Consider the following 17,227-nt stretch of genomic DNA (forward strand, 5'->3'; position numbering starts at 1 on the left):
GATGAAGCAAATGGTCGCTGCGAGTAAGCAAGGGATCATGATTACGCCGAACCAACCTACATAGAGGCGGTTTTCGGTGCTGGTGATCCAATTGCAAAACTGATCCCACAGTGATGCGCTTTCGCGTCTTTGTACTGCTGTTGTCATTTTTGTAATTTTTGGGTTAACTCTGTTTTTATAAGCATTACTTGCTTATGTAAACTACTATATCAAATTGTTAAGATTTGTCAATAATTCTTTTGATGGAGTCGAGATTACCGATCCAAAATAAAAAAGGGAGGCGCTAATCGCCTCCCTTTTTTATTTACTCGTAAACCCAAGCGGTTAAATTTGGTTGCCACTCGACTAATTCTTCAGGCTTAAACCAAAGGGCAATCTCTGTTTGTGCTGTTTCGATCGCATCAGAACCGTGAATGATATTACGTCCAATATTTACGCCGAAGTCTCCACGAATTGTACCGGGTTCCGCAGTAAGAGGGTTAGTTGCACCAATAATCTTACGTGCTGAAGCAACTACACCGTCGCCTTCCCATACCATGGCGACTACTGGCCCCGAGGTAATAAAGTCAACTAGACCAGCAAAGAATGGTCTTTCTTTATGGACTGCATAGTGGCTTTCGGCTAGTTCGCGGGTTGGTTGTAATAATTTCAGTCCGACGAGTTTAAAGCCTTTGGTTTCATAACGACGGATAATTTCTCCGATTAGGTGACGCTGTACGCCATCGGGCTTGACTGCCAAAAAAGTACGTTCCATGATCTCTGTAAAAATATTCCTAAGAGTATTAAGCAATTGTAAAGAAGTTTACAGAAAGCATTATTTCATTTAAGGAACGCAAATGAAATAAAGAACCATTTTTTAGTGGAGCGGCTTTGCCGCGGTACTAAAAACATGGTTGGTAAATCACCAACCATGTTCCGTGAGAAATTCTGGGGTTATTACAGGAACCGCTAGATTACTTGGAGCAATATGAATTGACTTAAGAAATTTTTCCACATATTTACCCAGCAGATCACCTTCTAGATGCACTGAACTCCCTATATCTAGATATTTCAAAGTAGTGTTGTCATAGGTGTGAGGGATGACAGCAACTCGAAAATTTGTACCTGAGTCGTTGCAATAGGACACCGTCAGACTAATCCCATTAATCGTAATGCTACCTTTAAATACGATATAACGAGCCACTTCGGGAATAGCTTCAAAACTTAGCTCCCATGAATTACCAACTAGGGAGCGATCGCTTAATTTGCCCATGCCATCGATATGCCCTGAGACAAAATGTCCACCAATGCGATCGCCTACAGCTAGAGCCATTTCTAAATTGACATACTTTAATTTCCGATCACCTAAATTAGTTCTTCCCAAAGTTTCAGGTGAAACATCAGCTACAAAATTAGTATCAGAAACTTGGGTTGCAGTAAGACAGACTCCATTCACAGCAACACTATCGCCGATCGCAATTTTGGCAACTAGATCAGGACAATGAATCACAAGGCGATCAAGATCGCGCTGCTCAATAAGACCGATAGTTTGAATGAGTCCTGTAAACATAGATTTTAGCTTATGACAGGGAGCGCAAAGCGCTATCTGTTATGAGAGAAGTTAACTTATCAATGGTACGTGCAGCTTGTTTCGCTGGATTAGTCGTAGGTTGGCGATCGCGATTTAGCCAGAAGGCTGTAATTCCCGCAGCACTAGCCCCCGTATAATCTTCGCCAAAGCTATCGCCAATATGCCAAGCCAAATCAGGCGATCGCTCAATTTGATGTTTAGTTAGAGACGCTTCAAATATTAAGGAATCAGGCTTAGCAGCACCAATCTCGGTAGATATCGTGATCGAAGTGAAGTAATCTTCTAGTCTCAAAGCTTTCATAACCGAATAGATCCGACTATCAAAATTTGATAAGACACCCAAAGTAATACCCTGTTGTTTCCATATATCCAAGGCTAGACAAGTATCTTCGTAAATAAACCAAGGCTCAGACGTAGCAAAGTAGGCATATAGACTTTTAAAAAAAGCTTCAAAATCTAAAAATTTTGTTAAATCACCTGTTTGGCTAAAAGTCTGTTCGGCAAGTGATCGCCACCACTGATACTCAGCGATCGGGATGTCAGATTGGGGCAAATCTGGAAAAGCGATTTTCGGTGCTGTTTGAAAAGCTTGATAAAAAGCACGGTTAATTAACTGAGGATCAAGGCTAACATTAAAATCTGCGGCAATTTTGGCATATTGTTCACCAACGCTACCTTTCACTCCAAACAGAGTACCAACTGCATCTACAAAAATAACCTGAGGCGATCGCATTATGTTTCGGGGAAATTACTGAGATAAACTATTAATCATACTGATACAATGACTGCCAAATCTTGTAAAAACTGCCGCTATTATTGTATTAAAACTACCTTTATTATTATGACAGATGTTCAGTTTCTAATGATGAGATGGTTGGATTAAGGAGTACTTTTATGCATATATCTCAACTTGGCAAATTAATTTTATTGACATTGATTGCTTATACTCCTTTACCCGCTTGGGCGCAGAATACTACAATTGAAAAGCCATCTGCCTCAGAGTCGTCAAATTCTAATCTCAAACCATTAGTTAATCTTAATGATGGTAAACAGACTTTAAGTGTTAGTGAATCTCAAGACACATTTCGCTACACTCTAGGCGCAGGAGACAATATCAAGATCGAAGTTTTTAATGTGCCAGAATTATCGGGAACTCAAACGATCGCTCCTGATGGAACGATTAATGTCTCCTTAATTGGGGCAGTCAAGTTAGAAGGACTAGGACTAGATGAAGCCAACGCTTTACTGCGCGAGAAACTAAACCCTTTTCTAGTGCGTAATATTGTCAACATATCCTTGATTTCTCCCCGTCCCCTAAATATTGCGATCGTGGGCGAAGTAAACCGTCCCGGTCCCCGTTTCTTGACCTATGTAGGAACTGCGGGTGTAGGAAGTAATGCGGCTACCTTAACCAGAGCATTGGAATCAGCTTCAGGAATTACCTCAAGAGCAGATATTAGTAATATTCAAATTTCACGCCGTGACGGGACTCTCGGTCGCCGCATCATTAAGGTGAATCTCCAAGACTTACTAGAGAAAGGTGATATTAGCCAAGATATTCGGATTCTTGATGGGGATTCCATTCTAGTACCACCACTTTCTCAAGCCAGTGCATCCCAGACTCGAATCGTCGGTAATTCGACTTTTTCACCTGATACCTTTACTATTCAAGTAGCGATCGTTGGAGAAGTTAATCGAGTTGGACCACAAACTCTGGTTTACTCTAGAACTGGTGTTACTCCCACAGGGCTTACAGGCGCAACCACTGCGGCTGGCACTGCATCAGGCGGAGGGCCAGTTACCCTCAGTCGAGCCTTACAAGCGGCAAATGGAGTCACTGAAATTGCCGATATTCGCAATGTCCAGATTTCCCGTTTGAATGATAAAGGGCAACGCACGATTGTTAAAGCGAATTTGCTGGATCTGATTACCAAGGCTGATCTCAGTCAAGATATCACTCTAACAGATGGTGATTTAATTACCGTACCTCGCCTTGAGAAAACAAATCCCACAGAGTATCTACAAGTTGCTAAAGCAACTTTTTCGCCTACATCCATTACTGTACAAGTAGTTGGAGAAGCAGTTCGACCAGGACCATTACAACTGAGACCCAATAGTTCGTTTACCGAAGCTATTTCCTTTGCGGGGGGACTGACAAATGATGCTGATTGGCGAGCCGTTGAGCTTTATCGGGTTAATCCTGATGGTTCGATTATGCGACGGAATCTAGTTGCTGACTTGAATCTTCCATTGAGTGAAGAATCTAATCCAGGACTTCGTGATCGCGATGTAATTGTTGTACGTCCATCATTTGGAGCAAGTATTCTCAATTCAGCTACTAGGTTCCTCGGCAACATTGTTACTCCTTTCTCATTAATTGATAACCTCTTTAGAAGATAAACATGAAAATTGTAGTTACTGGTGGTGCAGGTTTCATAGGATCGCACCTAGTCGATCGCTTGATGGAATCTGGTCATGAGGTTATCTGTATTGATAATCTTTACACAGGGCGAAAATCTAATAATGCTCAATGGAGCGAAAGTCCTAATTTTCAATTCATTGAGCATGATGTTGTTAATTCGATAGAGATTGATAATATTGATCAAATCTATCACCTTGCTTGTCCAGCTTCACCTGTGCATTATCAATCCGATCCCATTAAAACTGCTAAAACCAACTTTTTAGGAACCCTAAATATGTTGGAATTGGCAAGGAAATCAAAAGCACGAATTTTGCTGGCCTCAACTTCAGAAGTTTATGGTGATCCTCTAATTCATCCACAGGTCGAAAGCTATTGGGGTAACGTCAACTGTACAGGTATTCGTAGCTGCTACGACGAAGGTAAGCGCGTTGCTGAGACCATAACTTTTGATTACCATCGCCAATTTAATCTTGAGGTGCGCGTTGCGCGGATTTTCAACACTCACGGAGAGCGAATGCTGGAAAATGATGGGCGTGTAGTTAGTAATTTTGTGGTTCAAGCGCTCAAAGGGATTCCACTAACAATCTATGGCGATGGATCGCAAACCCGCAGCTTTTGCTATGTGTCTGATCTTGTAGAAGGATTGATGCGTCTGATGAATGGAAGTTATATAGGACCAGTTAATTTAGGCAATCCTGGGGAATATACAATCCTGCAATTAGCTCAAACTATTCAGTACATGATTGATCCAACGGTTGAACTGATATTTAAGCCTCTACCTCAAGATGATCCACAACGTCGTCAGCCCGACATCTCTCAAGCAAAGTTCCATTTAGATTGGGAGCCAAAAGTTCCTTTAAAAGAGGGACTATCGAAAACGATCGCCTATTTCCGCGAACATATATCGTAAATAAGTGGCGCTTTTCGCCACCTATTTACGATATATAGATAACAATTTTTTAGATGGGTAATTTAGAGTATGCGTGTTTGTGTAATTGGAACTGGTTATGTGGGTTTAGTCACAGGCGCTTGCCTTGCCTATATTGGTCATGACGTGATTTGTGTCGACAATAACGAAGAAAAAGTCAAGCTGATGAAGTCTGGACAATCACCAATCCATGAGCCTGGATTGCCTGAAGTGATCGCTGAGTCAATTCGTCAAGGAAAAATCGAATTTACAACGGATATTGCGGCGGGTGTCCAGCATGGTGAGATTTTATTTATTGCTGTGGGTACACCATCTCTGGCTGATGGACGTAGTGATATGCGCTATGTGGAAGCCGTTGCCCGCAGCATTGGCGAAAGTCTCACGGAAGGATATCGCGTAATCGTGAATAAGTCCACCGTGCCGATCGGTTCTGGTGACTGGGTACGGATGATCGTAATGGATGGAATGTCGGGCAAGAGCAATATCGATCAGATTCAGTTTGATGTGGTGAGTAACCCTGAATTTCTCCGTGAGGGTGTCGCAGTTTTTGATACCTTCAATCCCGATCGCATTGTGGTTGGTAGTGGCAGCGATCGCGCTCTGAAATTGATGCAAGAGCTTTATAAACCAATTATTGATCGTTCGTTTGCTGAAGACAAAACTCAACCACCAGTACCTGTGGTAGTTACGGATTTAAACTCGGCTGAGATGATTAAGTATGCAGCAAACGCATTTCTCGCCACTAAGATCAGTTTTGTCAATGAGATTGCGAATATCTGCGATCGCGTCGGTGCAGATGTAAAGGAAGTTGCTAAGGGAATTGGATTAGATTCGCGCATTGGCTCAAAATTCTTGCAAGCGGGTATCGGCTGGGGCGGCTCCTGCTTTGGTAAAGATGTTTCGGCTCTAATTTATACTGCGGAGGACTATGGATATTCCACAGAGATTTTAAAAGCCTGTGTACGGGTGAATGAATTGCAGCGGACTTTAGTCGTGGAGAAGTTGCAGCAAGCTCTAAAAATCCTGAAGGGTAAAACCATTGGTTTGTTAGGCATGACTTTTAAGCCTGATACTGATGATATGCGTGATGCACCTGCATTAACCTTGATTGATCAACTGAGTCGTTTGGGAGCCAGAGTTAAAGCCTATGATCCTCTAGTTTCTCAATCGGGATTGCGTCAAGGTTTCTCTAATGTGATTGTGGAAACTGATCTAGAGCGCTTAGCGGATGGTTGCGATGCGGTGGTTTTAGTGACAGATTGGCAGGAATTTTTAGCGATCGACTATACCAAGATGTTGACACTGATGGCTCATCCCGTCATTATCGATGCCCGTAACTTCCTTGATGGCAAGGAACTAAAAGCGTTGGGATATCATTATATTGGTATTGGGAGATAATCTTTTCCTTTCTAGGGTGCGTGAAAGCGTACCTTAGAAAGAGCATAAAAGCCTTTGATGTTTATATTCTTTAGTCAGGAGATCAAGCTATGTCTAAATCTAAAAAAGATAAAGGCGGTAAGTCCAAAAAATCGAAAATTAAAATCGAAGAGACTTTAGTTGATTCAATTTTAGGCGATCGCTCGGAAGATATGACTGAGGATGACTTGAATGCTAAATCAACTGACTTGCCCAGACTGTCGAAGAAAAGTTATGAAAAGGAACTAAAGCACATACAAGTTGAACTTGTTAAACTGCAAGAATGGGTCAAACATCAAGGGCTGAAAGTAGTCGTTGTGTTTGAAGGAAGAGATGCTGCTGGCAAGGGTGGTGCAATCAAAAGTATTACTCAATCTCTAAATCCGCGTATTTGCCGAATTGTTGCGCTGGGTAAACCTTCAGATCAAGAGCGCACTCAGTGGTATTTTCAGCGCTACGCAGCCAAATTACCTGCGGCAGGTGAGATTGTGCTATTTGATCGCAGTTGGTACAACCGTGCAGGGGTCGAACATGTGATGGGCTATTGTACCCATGAGGAGTACGTGGAGTTTCTGCGTTCATGCCCTGAATTTGAAAATATGCTTCAGCGATCGGGAATTATTTTGATTAAATATTGGTTTTCGGTGAATGATACTGAACAGGAAAACCGCTTTCAAGATCGGATTAAAGATCCCCGCAAGCGTTGGAAGTTCAGTCCCATGGATTTAGAAGCGAGGACAAGATGGGTGGAATATTCTAAAGCGAAGGATGACATGTTTAATGCCACCGATACCGAGCTATCTCCTTGGTATGTGATTGATGGCGATGATAAGCGTAGGGCGCGTCTCAACTGTGTTAATCATTTATTAGCCAAAATCCCCTATGAGGACGTTCTGCCCAAGCCTTTTGACTTACCTCCTTTACAAAATAAAATGGTCTATGTCCGTCCCCCAATGCATTTACAGAAATTTATTCCCGATGTAACAGCCCATTTAAAATAAAAAAAGCGGTGCGAAGCACCGCTTTTTTATTATGACATCCGACAAAATTGACCTGAATGTAATTTAATTTCCCCAAAATCAGGTATCCATGCTGCCCAGTGACCATCAGGATATTGACACATCAACAAGGCTTCATCGTAACAACTAGGAGTGGGTGGTTCTAGCAAAGCTACCCAAGTAGAAGGCATAGGATTAAGGCACTGAGGAGCAGAGTTTTGCCGAATATTCTTAGTTGTTTGGACTGTACGTTGACGTGTGGTGGTTTTCATAGCTTTCTTTCTGAAATTTATCGAGTAACTTTATCTATCAACTTTTAAAGCAATTTTTTATACTGCAAGTTTTATGGGTAACAAACAAAGTATGTCACGAAGCTATTATATATGCAAATTTTAGTATTAAAAGATACAGAAATATTATTAAAAGTTAAAGCTTTAACTAAAAACAGAGAGGCGACGCTTTGCGCCGCCTCTCTGTTTTTAGTTTGTAGCAAGGATGTAAAGTGTTTTTGATCGAAATAGGGTTTTATTAGTGGCAAAATACGGTTAAAATCTTGCCCTAGTTTGTGAATTTCTGGTGGACTGAATGCGCGATCGCCATTACTGGCAAATAACTAGCAAGCCTTGGTGGATATACTTGGGCATGATGATTGTGGCGATCGCAATCATCTATTGCTTAATTTTAGGAAGGATTGCACCAGCACAAGCCCAGTCCGTAGAGGAACTAAAAAACTATCAAAATTTTGTCGATCAACAGCGTCAAATCATCCAGAAGCAACAAGAACAAATTAACGCGCTCACCAAACCTGCCCAGTCTCGACTCGATGCTTTAAGAAAAAATGTGCGGGTTACTGATACTCAAATTAAAGACAACGAGAAAAAAATTCGTCAGGCAAGAGAACAACTCCAAAAGCTCAGCACTAAACTGCAAGAACTAGAGTATGACCTCAATAAAAGGAGGGATGCGACTACGGCGCGATTGCGCTATTTGCAACGGCAACAACTACAGCGTTGGTGGGTAACACTGCTCAGCAGTCAAGATCTCAATCAATTCGCCGATCGTCGTCGTCAAATTGAGCGTATTTACGCTAGGGATCGTAAGCTACTTGCAGATTTGACCCAAAGATCTAATCTGGTTGAAAAGCAGCGTAATCAAATCACTGCTCAAAGAAATGAGGTTGAGCTGTTAACCCAAAAGTTGAAATACCAAAAAGCCAATATTGAAGCTGAGGTGGTTGCTCAACAAAATACGATCGAACGACTTAAGAGCGATAATCAAGCCTTATCTCAAGCCGAAGATCGTCTTGCGGAAGATTCACGTCGTTTGTCGCAAATTATTTTGGCAAAAGTCCAGCCCTATGATGGACTAATTCTCCCACCTGGAACTGGACAACTAATGTATCCCACGATTGGACCAGTAACTAGCAACTTTGGCTGGCGCACACATCCAATTTTGGGTACTGAGCGTTTTCACTCAGGTATCGATTTTGGTGCTGATTATGGCAGTCTTATCTATGCCAGTGAGCAAGGTCGGGTGATTTATGCGGACTGGTATGGGGGCTATGGTAATGCTGTGATTATTGATCATGGCAATGGCATGACTACGCTGTACGCTCACTGTAGTGACTTATATGTTAAGGATGGCGATGCTGTCGTTAAAGGGCAACCGATCGCTGCTGTTGGTTCGACAGGATTTTCAACAGGTCCACACTTGCACTTTGAGTTGCGAGCTAACGGTGAGCCTATTGATCCCGCAGCATATTTATAAAAAACTAAAAAAAAGACGGCGCGTAGCGCCGTCTTTTTTTACCAAACATCTGGCAAAATTGCATCTTGAAAGTCTGTAGTTTCGGTATTTGCACCACTAAAATTAGCTTTACTGAGATTAGCACTGGTGAACTCAGCTCGATTGAGATCGGCGCGACTTAAATCGGCTCCAATAAAATAGGCTTCGCTACAATTTGTCCCGCGTAGATCGGCTCCTATGAGATCGCATCCACAGAGATTAGCTCGATACAGATTTGCACCAATTAAATTTGCTCTAGATAGATTGGACTCACTTAGATCAATATCCACTAGAGTTGCACCGATCAGATCTGTCCCGACCAATGTCGAAACATTAAGATTGCTATGGGAGAGATCGGCTTCGCTCAAATTAGCGCGACTAAAATCAGTGCCTGCAAGATTTGCTTCCCTTAACTCAGCTCGGCTTAAATTTGAACCAATGAGAATTGCGCCAACCATGCTCGCTCCATTTAAGCTAGACATATTGAGCTTAGTGGTTGATAAGTCAGCAAGATCAAGTTTAGCTAAACGCAGATTGGAGCCGCGCAGATCGGCTCCACTTAAATTGGCTTGACTAAGATTAGCTTCACTCAAACAAACCATACTCAGATGGGCTGCACTGAGATTAGCCTGTTTTAGCTCGATACCTCTTAGATTTGCCATACTTAAGTCTGCACCGCGCAAGTTTGCCGATGATAGATTTACGTCATGCAATTTTGCCCCACGCAAGTTAACCATGCTCAGGTCAATCCCTGTCAGGTTGAGTCCCTCTAACTGAATTTCACTAAGATCAACGCCACGCATATCAGGAGCGGATTCTCTCCACTTGTTCCAGACATCTACGCCTTGATGAAGCAGTTTTATAAATTCTTCTTTCGCCACAGTTACTTTACTCGTACAGTTAGTACAGTTTTACGTTTACAAAATAGGTTGTAAACATTAATATTTTCGTTCTTGGGGGGTAAAACGATCACGATCAAGCAATTGTAAACTCATATCAACTGCACGATCACTAGTCTTTACCTTACCACTTTCCAGATATCCAAGGGTATGTTTGAGATAATTCGCATCATCCCGTTGAGGATAGTCTTCACGGGAATGTGCGCCACGACTTTCTTGACGTGATAAAGCACTAGACATAATGATTTCGCCTACCGTGAGCAAGCTTTTTAATTCGATCGCTTGCATGAGTTCCATATTAAATACAGAACTGCGATCATCAACCAGCAAGTCATGGTCGTAGCGATCACGAATAGTTTGTAATTTTTGTAAGCCATCTTTTAAGCGTTGATCATCCCGAAAAATGCCGCAATGCTCAGTCATCGTGTCTTGCAATTGTTGGCGAATATCAGCAATGCGCGAATTTCCTTGTTTCGATAATACGCCTTTTAGCTTAGCTTCAGCTTCAACGAGATAAGGACGAGGATCAACCTTGGGCATGGTGCGATCGCTGACATATTCACCTAGCTTTTCTCCCGCACGTTTGCCAAAGACCACGCACTCTAATAACGAATTTGCCCCTAGGCGATTTGCGCCATGGACGGATACACAGGCACATTCACCTGCGGCAAAAAATCCTGCGATCGCTCTGCTATCCGTACCAATTACTTGACAGTCAATATTTGTGGGAATGCCACCCATAGAGTAATGGGCGGTTGGACGGACTGGCAAGGGATGATCGATGCAGTCCACACCTGCTAAACGCAAACCCTCTTCACGGGCAAAGGGAATTCGACTTAAGATTTTCTCTCTTCCTAAATGACGCACATCTAAATGCACATAGTTACCACCATTGATGCCACGTCCTTCCATAATTTCACAGGCAATATTGCGCGAAGTAATATCACGGGGTGAGAGTTCCATCCGATTCTTGCTGATCGGATAATTTGCCATGAAGCGATCTCCTAAATCATTAATTAAATAAGCTCCTTCCCCACGAACTGCTTCGGAAATTAGTACTCCCACAGGATATAGTCCCGTAGGGTGGAACTGCACAAATTCCATATCTTGCAATGGTAAGCCAATATTTGCAGTCAAGCACAAGCCATCACCTGTTGAAGCTAAATCATTAGAAGTAGTATTAAAAACCCGTCCATAGCCACCTGTGGCTAGCAATACCGCCTTAGCACGAAATACTTCAATCTCCGAAGTTTCCAAACTATAAGCAACAACGCCTTTTACTTCTTTCCCATTTGTGCCATCTTCATAAATTAACTGCATGACATACCATTCTTGATAAATCGTGCCACCCAATCGCTTGAGATTCATCACTAATTCATGCAGAATTGCATGACCTGTTTTGTCAGCAGCGTAGCAAGCACGACTGTAGGTATGCCCACCAAAGGGACGTTGAGCAATCCGTCCATCTTCGGCTCGTGAAAATAAAACTCCTAAATGCTCTAAATCAATAATTACTTCGGGTGCTGATTGGGTCAAAACCTGCACGGCATTCTGATCGGCAAGATAATCTGAGCCTTTGATGGTATCGAAGGCATGGGTGAGCCAGTCGTCATTATCGACATTTCTTAGCGATGCGGCAATGCCTCCTTGTGCAGCGACAGAATGCGATCGAATCGGATGTACCTTAGAAATGAGTCCCACGCTGAGATGGGGATAATTTTGGGCGACGGCTAGCGCGGCTCTAGAACCTGCCAATCCACCACCAATAATCAATACATCATGCTCAATCATAAATTTTTTTATTACATTATAAAACCAAGCAAAGAAAGGTTACGGCTTTGCGTGACCTTTCTTTGCTTGGTTTAACCACAACCGCCACAATCCAAACCACCACAATCTAGCCCACTGCAATCCATACCCGATAGACAGTCAGCATTGCCACAATTTAAATCAGGACAACTCAAATCAGGACAATCCATTGCTTCAAATGGATTATTACAATTATGATCATCTCCGCAATCCGATGGAATTACATCAAGACCGTAGCCGCAGTCAGTACAGTCAACATAATCGCAGCGATCGCAGTTATTATTCCCTCCCCCACTATCGTTGTTGTTAGCCTGTCTCCGTTTACGGCTCCATTGTGAACCACCTAGTTTCTGTTTGCTTGATTCATTGGTTTCTTCAGAATCTTCAGATATATCAGGAGTTTCCTGTTCACCTGACTCAATGGCTAGGGTGTTTGAGGGCAAACGACTTGCATAATACTTTTTTCTAGTTCTACATTTTGCTCTACGACTCTTTAAAATCTCACTAGCCTCACGACATTCTTGAAATCGCCTCTTAGCATTGGCGATCGCCTGTATAATTCCCTCCTCAGCAATCACCCGCTTAAAATATTGTGAGCAGGAATCACAGCCATACAATACGCGATGGGCGCAAGAAAATCCTTTATGGGGTGAGATAAATTTTTGATAGCCACTAATGGCAGTTACTGCTAACCCTCGTGTTGCCCCGTTAATGATATTGGTAATTGGTAGCGTGACAGGGATTCTTTTCTGCATTTGTCGCCATCATTTAATGAATTAAACTAGCTTGGCTATGATACAAGAGCCATTAAGTTAGTCTCTACAAATCTTAATATTTCTTCCCATTAAAAGCCAGAAATAGAGGATCACCGATCCCCTATTTCTGGTTTGCTGCAAACAGCATTTATTGAACTCGCGTTAAAATAACGTCAGTTCGACGAAAGTGCAAAATGGTAAGAATCGCAAAGCGATTCTTACCATTTTGTGCCATTTGCGCCGTGCGAATCACGGCGCAAATGGCTATATTGAACGCGCGTTAAAATAGGTAAAGAAAACTATATAAAGGAGACTAGCCGTGATCGTAGTAACCAAGATTGGTACACCCGCAGAAGAAGTTGCGAGGATCTGCGAAGAACTATCTAGTTGGGGATTATCACCAGAGAAAATTGTGGGAAAACATAAAGTTGTGTTAGGACTAGTGGGTGAGACAGCCGATCTTGATCGCCATCGTATCGAAGAACTAAGCCCTTGGATAGAGACTGTGTTGCGCGTGGAACGCCCCTTTAAACGTGCTAGTCGTGAATATCGCCAAAATGAATCAAGCGTGGTGATTGTACCTACGCCTAATGGTGATATTGCGATCGGCGAAAATCATCCCTTAGTGACAGTTGCGGGCCCATGCTCCGTTGAAAATGAAGAAATGATCGTGGAAACTGCCATGCGTGTGAAAGCAGCAGGGGCGCAGTTTTTGCGGGGTGGAGCTTATAAGCCAAGGACTTCTCCCTATGCCTTTCAGGGACATGGTGAGAGTGCTTTGTCTCTATTGGCTGCGGCGAGAGAAGCAAGTGGCTTAGGGATTATTACAGAAGTAATGGATACTGCCGATATTGACAAAATTGCCGAAGTTGCCGATGTCCTGCAAATCGGTGCCAGGAACATGCAGAACTTCTCATTGTTGAAGCAGGTGGGAAAACAGAATAAGCCGATTCTGCTCAAGCGTGGATTAGCGGCTACCATTGATGATTGGCTGATGGCGGCTGAATATATTCTTGCTGAAGGAAATCCCAATGTAATTCTTTGCGAACGCGGAATTAGAACTTTTGATCGCGAATATACTAGGAACACTCTCGACTTATCCGCAATTCCTGTATTACGGAAGTTAACCCATCTGCCAATCATGATCGATCCTAGTCATGGTACAGGTTGGTCAGAGTATGTGCCATCAATGAGTTTGGCTGCGATCGCTGCGGGTGTTGATTCCCTAATGATCGAAGTTCATCCTAATCCTAAGCGAGCTTTATCTGATGGGCCTCAGTCGCTTACTTTCGATGATTTCGATAAACTCATGATTAAAATCAATCGTATGGCAGAAGTAATGGAACGAGCATAAACAAAGAAGGCGCAAAGTGCCTTCTTTGTTAAGAGAACTATGAATCAACCATTTATTTACGATCGCACAATTTATTTTCGCGACACTGATGCGGCAGGAGTAGTCTATTTTGCCAATGGATTATCTATTTGCCATGAAGCCTATGAAGCTTCGTTAGCAGCATCGGGATTTGAGCTTAAATCTTTTTTTAGAGATGGAGCGATCGCCGTTCCGATTACCCATGCAAGTATTGATTTTTTTAAACCAATGTTTTGTGGCGATCGAATTGCGGTTTCACTAGTAAAAACTTTACTAAGTCCTGATTCTTTTCAAATTGAATATCAATTATTTTTTAATCTAGAAAGTGTCGAGAAAAAGGCGATCGCTAATGCTTTAACTAAACATGTTTGTATTGATCCCAGTACTAGAAAGCGATGTAATCTATCCCAAAATCTCATGGAATGGTTAATGGTTTAATGTGATAGGTTATTCATAATAGATAGGACTTATGCAGTAGCCCTTCAAGTGCAGGCTAAAAGCTCAAACCCGTTGAAACGGGTTGCTTAGAAATATTCTGTAGTCCACTTTAGTGGACTTGAGCTGCTAGCCAAGAACTTGATTTCTTGATTTATTTGGTGTAAGTCCTAATACAGATAGGTTGGATAAAGCGATCGCATCAAAGAGGAAAATGAAATGACTGAAAGATGGACAGATGAAAGACTAGACCGTTTTGCTAACAAGATTGATGAACAAGCCGAACGGATCAATACTTTGATTGAGAATATCGGTCAACTTGTCCAATCTCTATATCTTGAATTCCCAAACATTAAAGCAGAAATCAACAGTATTTCGGAAGAAGCTAGAGAAACTAGAGAGGTATTGAGTCAGCTTGTTAAGGAGTCCAATGATCGGATGACCAGAATTGAACATACTCTTGATCGTCAAACAGCGATTGCTGATAAACAAGCTGATAGCGTAAGGCAACTGATCGAAATGCTAAACAGAAAACAAGCTTGATACTATCGTGAAGTGTTAATACTAAACCCTAAAAGGTTTGTGAGAGTGTGCCCCTTCGGGACGCACTTTCATAAACCTTTTAGGATTGCTATAGAATATGAATTTAACTTTAACGGAATGACAACGATTTTACGTGACTGGAGCTATCGCTATCAATGGTTTTATGACACTGTGTCGGCTCTTGCTGCGATTAGTGTTGGTGGGGAAAAGCGATTTCATCGTTTATTTTTGAAAGATTTATCAATTAATCCTGAAGCCAAAGTTCTTGACCTTTGTTGTGGGGCAGGACAGGCAACAAGGGAACTCGTTAACCATTTCCATAATGTGACGGGTTTAGATGCTTCACCGATCGCCATTAAACGCGCCAAGCAAAATGTGCCACAAGCAGAGTATGTAGAATCTTTTGCTGAGAAAATGCCCTTTAGCGATCGCACGTTTGATCTGGTACTCACGAATACAGCTATGCATGAGATGGACGCAGAGCAGTTGCAGCAAATCATTCAAGAAGTGCATCGGATTTTGACACCTGAAGGACAATTTATCATTATTGATTTTCATCGTCCGATTAATCCCTTATTTTGGCTACCTATTGCGACTTTCCTCTGGCTATTTGAGACAGAAACTGCATGGCAATTAATTAAAACCGATCTACCACAGCTTTTGAGTAAATCGGGATTTAAAGTTGAGTCTTGCCAACTTTGTGCGGGTGGTAGTTTACAAGTTTTGCGATCGCGCAAATAAACTTATACCAATTCACAAAGGTGTGATGACACTCTTGTGAATTAAAAAACAAGCTCAGTCAGGGTTTTAAAAGAACAAAATGGCGTAGCCATTTTGTTCTTTGGTATTAGTTAAAGAAAATGCGATAATTCTTTGCTATCAGTTATTAGCTTTATGACATCGTGACTTCAACACCAAAACGAGTTTTATTCATTAGTAACGGTCACGGTGAAGACCTAAATGCTTGTGAAGTTCTCAAAGCTTTAAAACAAAAATATCCTGAGATAGAGACGATCGCATTGCCGATTGTTGGTGAAGGTAATGCTTATCGTCGGGCTGGTGTGCCGATCGCTACTCAGACTAAGATATTGCCGTCGGGGGGATTTGCCTATATGAGTGTGCAGAAACAGATTGCAGATTTGCAATCTGGATTGATTAATCTGACTTGGCAACAAATTAAGGCAGCGCGAGCATGTGGTAAAACCTGTGATTTTGTGTTCGCGACGGGTGATGTTGTGCCTGCGCTATTTGCTTATCTGACGGGGTTGCCCTATGCCATGTTTTTAGTATCATCATCGGCATTTTACGAAAATAGGTATGTTCCGCGTTGGTTACAAGCCCTAATGATGCGATCAACACGATGTCGCCAGATTTTGACCCGTGATGCCTATAGTGCGGAACTAATTAGAAAAAGAGGTTATCAGAATACGAGCTTTGTCGGTTATCCAATTATGGATGTATTGGAACCGTCGGGCAAAGATTTAGCTTTGAGTCCTGATGTGCCTGCGATCGCTTTACTCTCAGGAAGTCGGTTGCCTGAAGCTGCTGAAAATCTTGTATTGCAATTGCAATTATGCGAAAAGATTGCTCAAGAATATGCGCCTCACCCTGTGCAATTTCGGGCGGCGATCGTCCCAAGTGTTGCCCCTCAATTACCTGAACTAGCTGCTCAAGCTGGTTGGCAATATGCTGATGGCAAGATGTACCATCCAAAGACAAATATCAGTGTTCTTTGTTTTAGTGATGCTTTTGCGGATATTCTGCATCATTGTGATTTGGCGATCGGCATGGCGGGAACTGCTGTCGAGCAGATGGTAGGTTTAGGAAAACCTGTAATTCAAATTATGGGAAATGGTCCTCAATTTTCCTATCGCTTTGCGAATGCTCAGGAACGTTTGTTAGGTTTATCAGTACAAACGATTGGGAAGGAACCAGCTACTCCCAAAATTTTGCAGGAAGCGGCTCAATGTGTGAAACGAACTCTCAGCGATCGCGATTATTTGGAACGTTGTAAACAAAATGGAATGGAACGGGTTGGAGCTAAAGGTGGTTCTGAGAGATTGGCTGATGCGATCGCGCAGATATTAGCAAAGTCTTGTTAACCTACATTTGTCTGTATAACTCACCTATATGGGATGTTACCCAGAAAATTTCCGTATAGAACCCATTTGGTATCTTAGGAAGCCTTAGCGAGGCGCTTAAGCATAAGCCTGATAAAGCAAAGATGAATTCTCGCATTAGCATTGTCTAAAGTTCTGTCAAAGTTTTTGACCAGACTTTTACAACGATCCATCC

Annotated in this window: 17 protein-coding genes and 2 pseudogenes; 10 read left to right on the plus strand and 9 right to left on the minus strand. The window is 42.3% G+C overall.

What is annotated here, in order from left to right; genetic code table 11:
• The 4 genes and pseudogenes from B9G53_RS23850 to B9G53_RS23865 all read right to left on the minus strand — a co-directional run.
• Positions 1-147: pseudogene (locus B9G53_RS23850) on the minus strand (photosystem II q(b) protein); the annotation flags it as partial.
• A 157-nt stretch (positions 148-304) separates the two neighbouring features.
• Positions 305-754, minus strand: a complete 450-nt coding sequence (ndk, locus tag B9G53_RS23855) for a nucleoside-diphosphate kinase (protein ID WP_094535935.1) — start codon at positions 752-754, stop codon at positions 305-307.
• A 147-nt stretch (positions 755-901) separates the two neighbouring features.
• Positions 902-1,549, minus strand: a complete 648-nt coding sequence (locus B9G53_RS23860) for a riboflavin synthase (protein WP_094535936.1) — start codon at positions 1,547-1,549, stop codon at positions 902-904.
• Positions 1,550-1,559: 10 nt separating this feature from the next.
• Positions 1,560-2,303 (minus strand): HAD-IA family hydrolase, encoded by a 744-nt coding sequence (locus B9G53_RS23865; protein WP_094535937.1) that lies wholly within the window; start codon positions 2,301-2,303, stop codon positions 1,560-1,562.
• Between the two features lie 161 nt (positions 2,304-2,464).
• Between B9G53_RS23865 and B9G53_RS23870 the strand changes: the two genes are divergently transcribed.
• The 4 genes from B9G53_RS23870 (at position 2,465) to ppk2 (ending at position 7,337) form a co-directional block, all read left to right on the plus strand.
• A complete protein-coding gene (locus tag B9G53_RS23870) occupies positions 2,465-3,970 on the plus strand; it encodes a polysaccharide biosynthesis/export family protein (protein ID WP_094535938.1) in 1,506 nt (501 codons plus the stop codon).
• A 2-nt stretch (positions 3,971-3,972) separates the two neighbouring features.
• Positions 3,973-4,902: a UDP-glucuronic acid decarboxylase family protein gene (locus B9G53_RS23875; protein ID WP_094535939.1), complete on the plus strand. Its 930-nt coding sequence runs from the start codon at positions 3,973-3,975 to the stop codon at positions 4,900-4,902.
• 69 nt (positions 4,903-4,971) lie between these two features.
• The gene (locus tag B9G53_RS23880; protein WP_094535940.1) at positions 4,972-6,318 is read left to right on the plus strand and encodes a UDP-glucose/GDP-mannose dehydrogenase family protein; all 1,347 of its coding nucleotides are present in this window, start codon (positions 4,972-4,974) and stop codon (positions 6,316-6,318) included.
• A 191-nt stretch (positions 6,319-6,509) separates the two neighbouring features.
• Positions 6,510-7,337: a polyphosphate kinase 2 gene (ppk2, locus tag B9G53_RS23885; protein WP_369683019.1), complete on the plus strand. Its 828-nt coding sequence runs from the start codon at positions 6,510-6,512 to the stop codon at positions 7,335-7,337.
• A 29-nt stretch (positions 7,338-7,366) separates the two neighbouring features.
• Here ppk2 and B9G53_RS23890 read toward each other — a convergent pair whose 3' ends face one another.
• Positions 7,367-7,606, minus strand: a complete 240-nt coding sequence (locus B9G53_RS23890; protein ID WP_094535942.1) for a hypothetical protein — start codon at positions 7,604-7,606, stop codon at positions 7,367-7,369.
• A gap of 313 nt (positions 7,607-7,919) precedes the next feature.
• Here B9G53_RS23890 and B9G53_RS23895 point away from each other — a divergent pair, with 313 nt between their 5' ends.
• The gene (locus B9G53_RS23895) at positions 7,920-9,101 is read left to right on the plus strand and encodes a murein hydrolase activator EnvC (RefSeq protein WP_094535943.1); all 1,182 of its coding nucleotides are present in this window, start codon (positions 7,920-7,922) and stop codon (positions 9,099-9,101) included.
• 38 nt (positions 9,102-9,139) lie between these two features.
• Here the strand turns inward: B9G53_RS23895 and B9G53_RS23900 are convergent, their stop codons facing one another.
• From B9G53_RS23900 to yidD, 3 genes are all read right to left on the minus strand, one after another.
• On the minus strand, positions 9,140-10,000 hold the full coding sequence (locus B9G53_RS23900; RefSeq protein WP_141211877.1) for a pentapeptide repeat-containing protein: 861 nt from the start codon (positions 9,998-10,000) through the stop codon (positions 9,140-9,142).
• Positions 10,001-10,057: 57 nt separating this feature from the next.
• Complete coding sequence (locus B9G53_RS23905) at positions 10,058-11,809, minus strand: succinate dehydrogenase/fumarate reductase flavoprotein subunit (protein ID WP_094535945.1); 1,752 nt, start codon at positions 11,807-11,809, stop codon at positions 10,058-10,060.
• Positions 11,810-11,880: 71 nt separating this feature from the next.
• Positions 11,881-12,582, minus strand: coding sequence for a membrane protein insertion efficiency factor YidD (gene yidD / locus B9G53_RS23910; protein WP_094535946.1), 702 nt, complete (start codon positions 12,580-12,582; stop codon positions 11,881-11,883).
• Between the two features lie 319 nt (positions 12,583-12,901).
• On the opposite strand from yidD, the gene aroF reads away from it, so the two are divergent.
• The 5 genes from aroF (at position 12,902) to B9G53_RS23935 (ending at position 17,034) form a co-directional block, all read left to right on the plus strand.
• A complete protein-coding gene (gene aroF / locus B9G53_RS23915; RefSeq protein WP_094535947.1) occupies positions 12,902-13,936 on the plus strand; it encodes a 3-deoxy-7-phosphoheptulonate synthase in 1,035 nt (344 codons plus the stop codon).
• Positions 13,937-13,975: 39 nt separating this feature from the next.
• Positions 13,976-14,392: a thioesterase family protein gene (locus B9G53_RS23920; protein ID WP_094535948.1), complete on the plus strand. Its 417-nt coding sequence runs from the start codon at positions 13,976-13,978 to the stop codon at positions 14,390-14,392.
• 216 nt (positions 14,393-14,608) lie between these two features.
• Entirely contained in the window at positions 14,609-14,932 is a 324-nt protein-coding gene (locus B9G53_RS23925; RefSeq protein ID WP_094535949.1) for a hypothetical protein, read from the plus strand.
• A gap of 117 nt (positions 14,933-15,049) precedes the next feature.
• Positions 15,050-15,673 carry a class I SAM-dependent methyltransferase gene (locus B9G53_RS23930; RefSeq protein ID WP_094535950.1) on the plus strand — a complete coding sequence of 208 codons (624 nt, stop codon included), beginning with the start codon at positions 15,050-15,052 and terminating at the stop codon, positions 15,671-15,673.
• Positions 15,674-15,834: 161 nt separating this feature from the next.
• Entirely contained in the window at positions 15,835-17,034 is a 1,200-nt protein-coding gene (locus B9G53_RS23935) for a lipid-A-disaccharide synthase-related protein (RefSeq protein WP_094535951.1), read from the plus strand.
• A gap of 74 nt (positions 17,035-17,108) precedes the next feature.
• Here the strand turns inward: B9G53_RS23935 and B9G53_RS23940 are convergent.
• Positions 17,109-17,227 (minus strand): annotated as a pseudogene (locus B9G53_RS23940) (DDE transposase); the annotation flags it as partial.

This window comes from Pseudanabaena sp. SR411 (genome assembly GCF_002251945.1).
Taxonomy (GTDB): domain Bacteria; phylum Cyanobacteriota; class Cyanobacteriia; order Pseudanabaenales; family Pseudanabaenaceae; genus Pseudanabaena.

What these genes read in the sequence shown, in the direction of transcription:
- ndk (WP_094535935.1), bottom strand. Translation starts at nt 754, where the DNA reads ATGGAACGTACTTTTTTGGCAGTCAAGCCCGATGGCGTACAGCGTCAC.
- B9G53_RS23860 (WP_094535936.1), bottom strand. Translation starts at nt 1,549, where the DNA reads ATGTTTACAGGACTCATTCAAACTATCGGTCTTATTGAGCAGCGCGAT.
- B9G53_RS23865 (WP_094535937.1), bottom strand. Translation starts at nt 2,303, where the DNA reads ATGCGATCGCCTCAGGTTATTTTTGTAGATGCAGTTGGTACTCTGTTT.
- B9G53_RS23870 (WP_094535938.1), top strand. Translation starts at nt 2,465, where the DNA reads ATGCATATATCTCAACTTGGCAAATTAATTTTATTGACATTGATTGCT.
- B9G53_RS23875 (WP_094535939.1), top strand. Translation starts at nt 3,973, where the DNA reads ATGAAAATTGTAGTTACTGGTGGTGCAGGTTTCATAGGATCGCACCTA.
- B9G53_RS23880 (WP_094535940.1), top strand. Translation starts at nt 4,972, where the DNA reads ATGCGTGTTTGTGTAATTGGAACTGGTTATGTGGGTTTAGTCACAGGC.
- ppk2 (WP_369683019.1), top strand. Translation starts at nt 6,510, where the DNA reads ATGACTGAGGATGACTTGAATGCTAAATCAACTGACTTGCCCAGACTG.
- B9G53_RS23890 (WP_094535942.1), bottom strand. Translation starts at nt 7,606, where the DNA reads ATGAAAACCACCACACGTCAACGTACAGTCCAAACAACTAAGAATATT.
- B9G53_RS23895 (WP_094535943.1), top strand. Translation starts at nt 7,920, where the DNA reads ATGCGCGATCGCCATTACTGGCAAATAACTAGCAAGCCTTGGTGGATA.
- B9G53_RS23905 (WP_094535945.1), bottom strand. Translation starts at nt 11,809, where the DNA reads ATGATTGAGCATGATGTATTGATTATTGGTGGTGGATTGGCAGGTTCT.
- yidD (WP_094535946.1), bottom strand. Translation starts at nt 12,582, where the DNA reads ATGCAGAAAAGAATCCCTGTCACGCTACCAATTACCAATATCATTAAC.
- B9G53_RS23920 (WP_094535948.1), top strand. Translation starts at nt 13,976, where the DNA reads ATGAATCAACCATTTATTTACGATCGCACAATTTATTTTCGCGACACT.
- B9G53_RS23925 (WP_094535949.1), top strand. Translation starts at nt 14,609, where the DNA reads ATGACTGAAAGATGGACAGATGAAAGACTAGACCGTTTTGCTAACAAG.
- B9G53_RS23930 (WP_094535950.1), top strand. Translation starts at nt 15,050, where the DNA reads ATGACAACGATTTTACGTGACTGGAGCTATCGCTATCAATGGTTTTAT.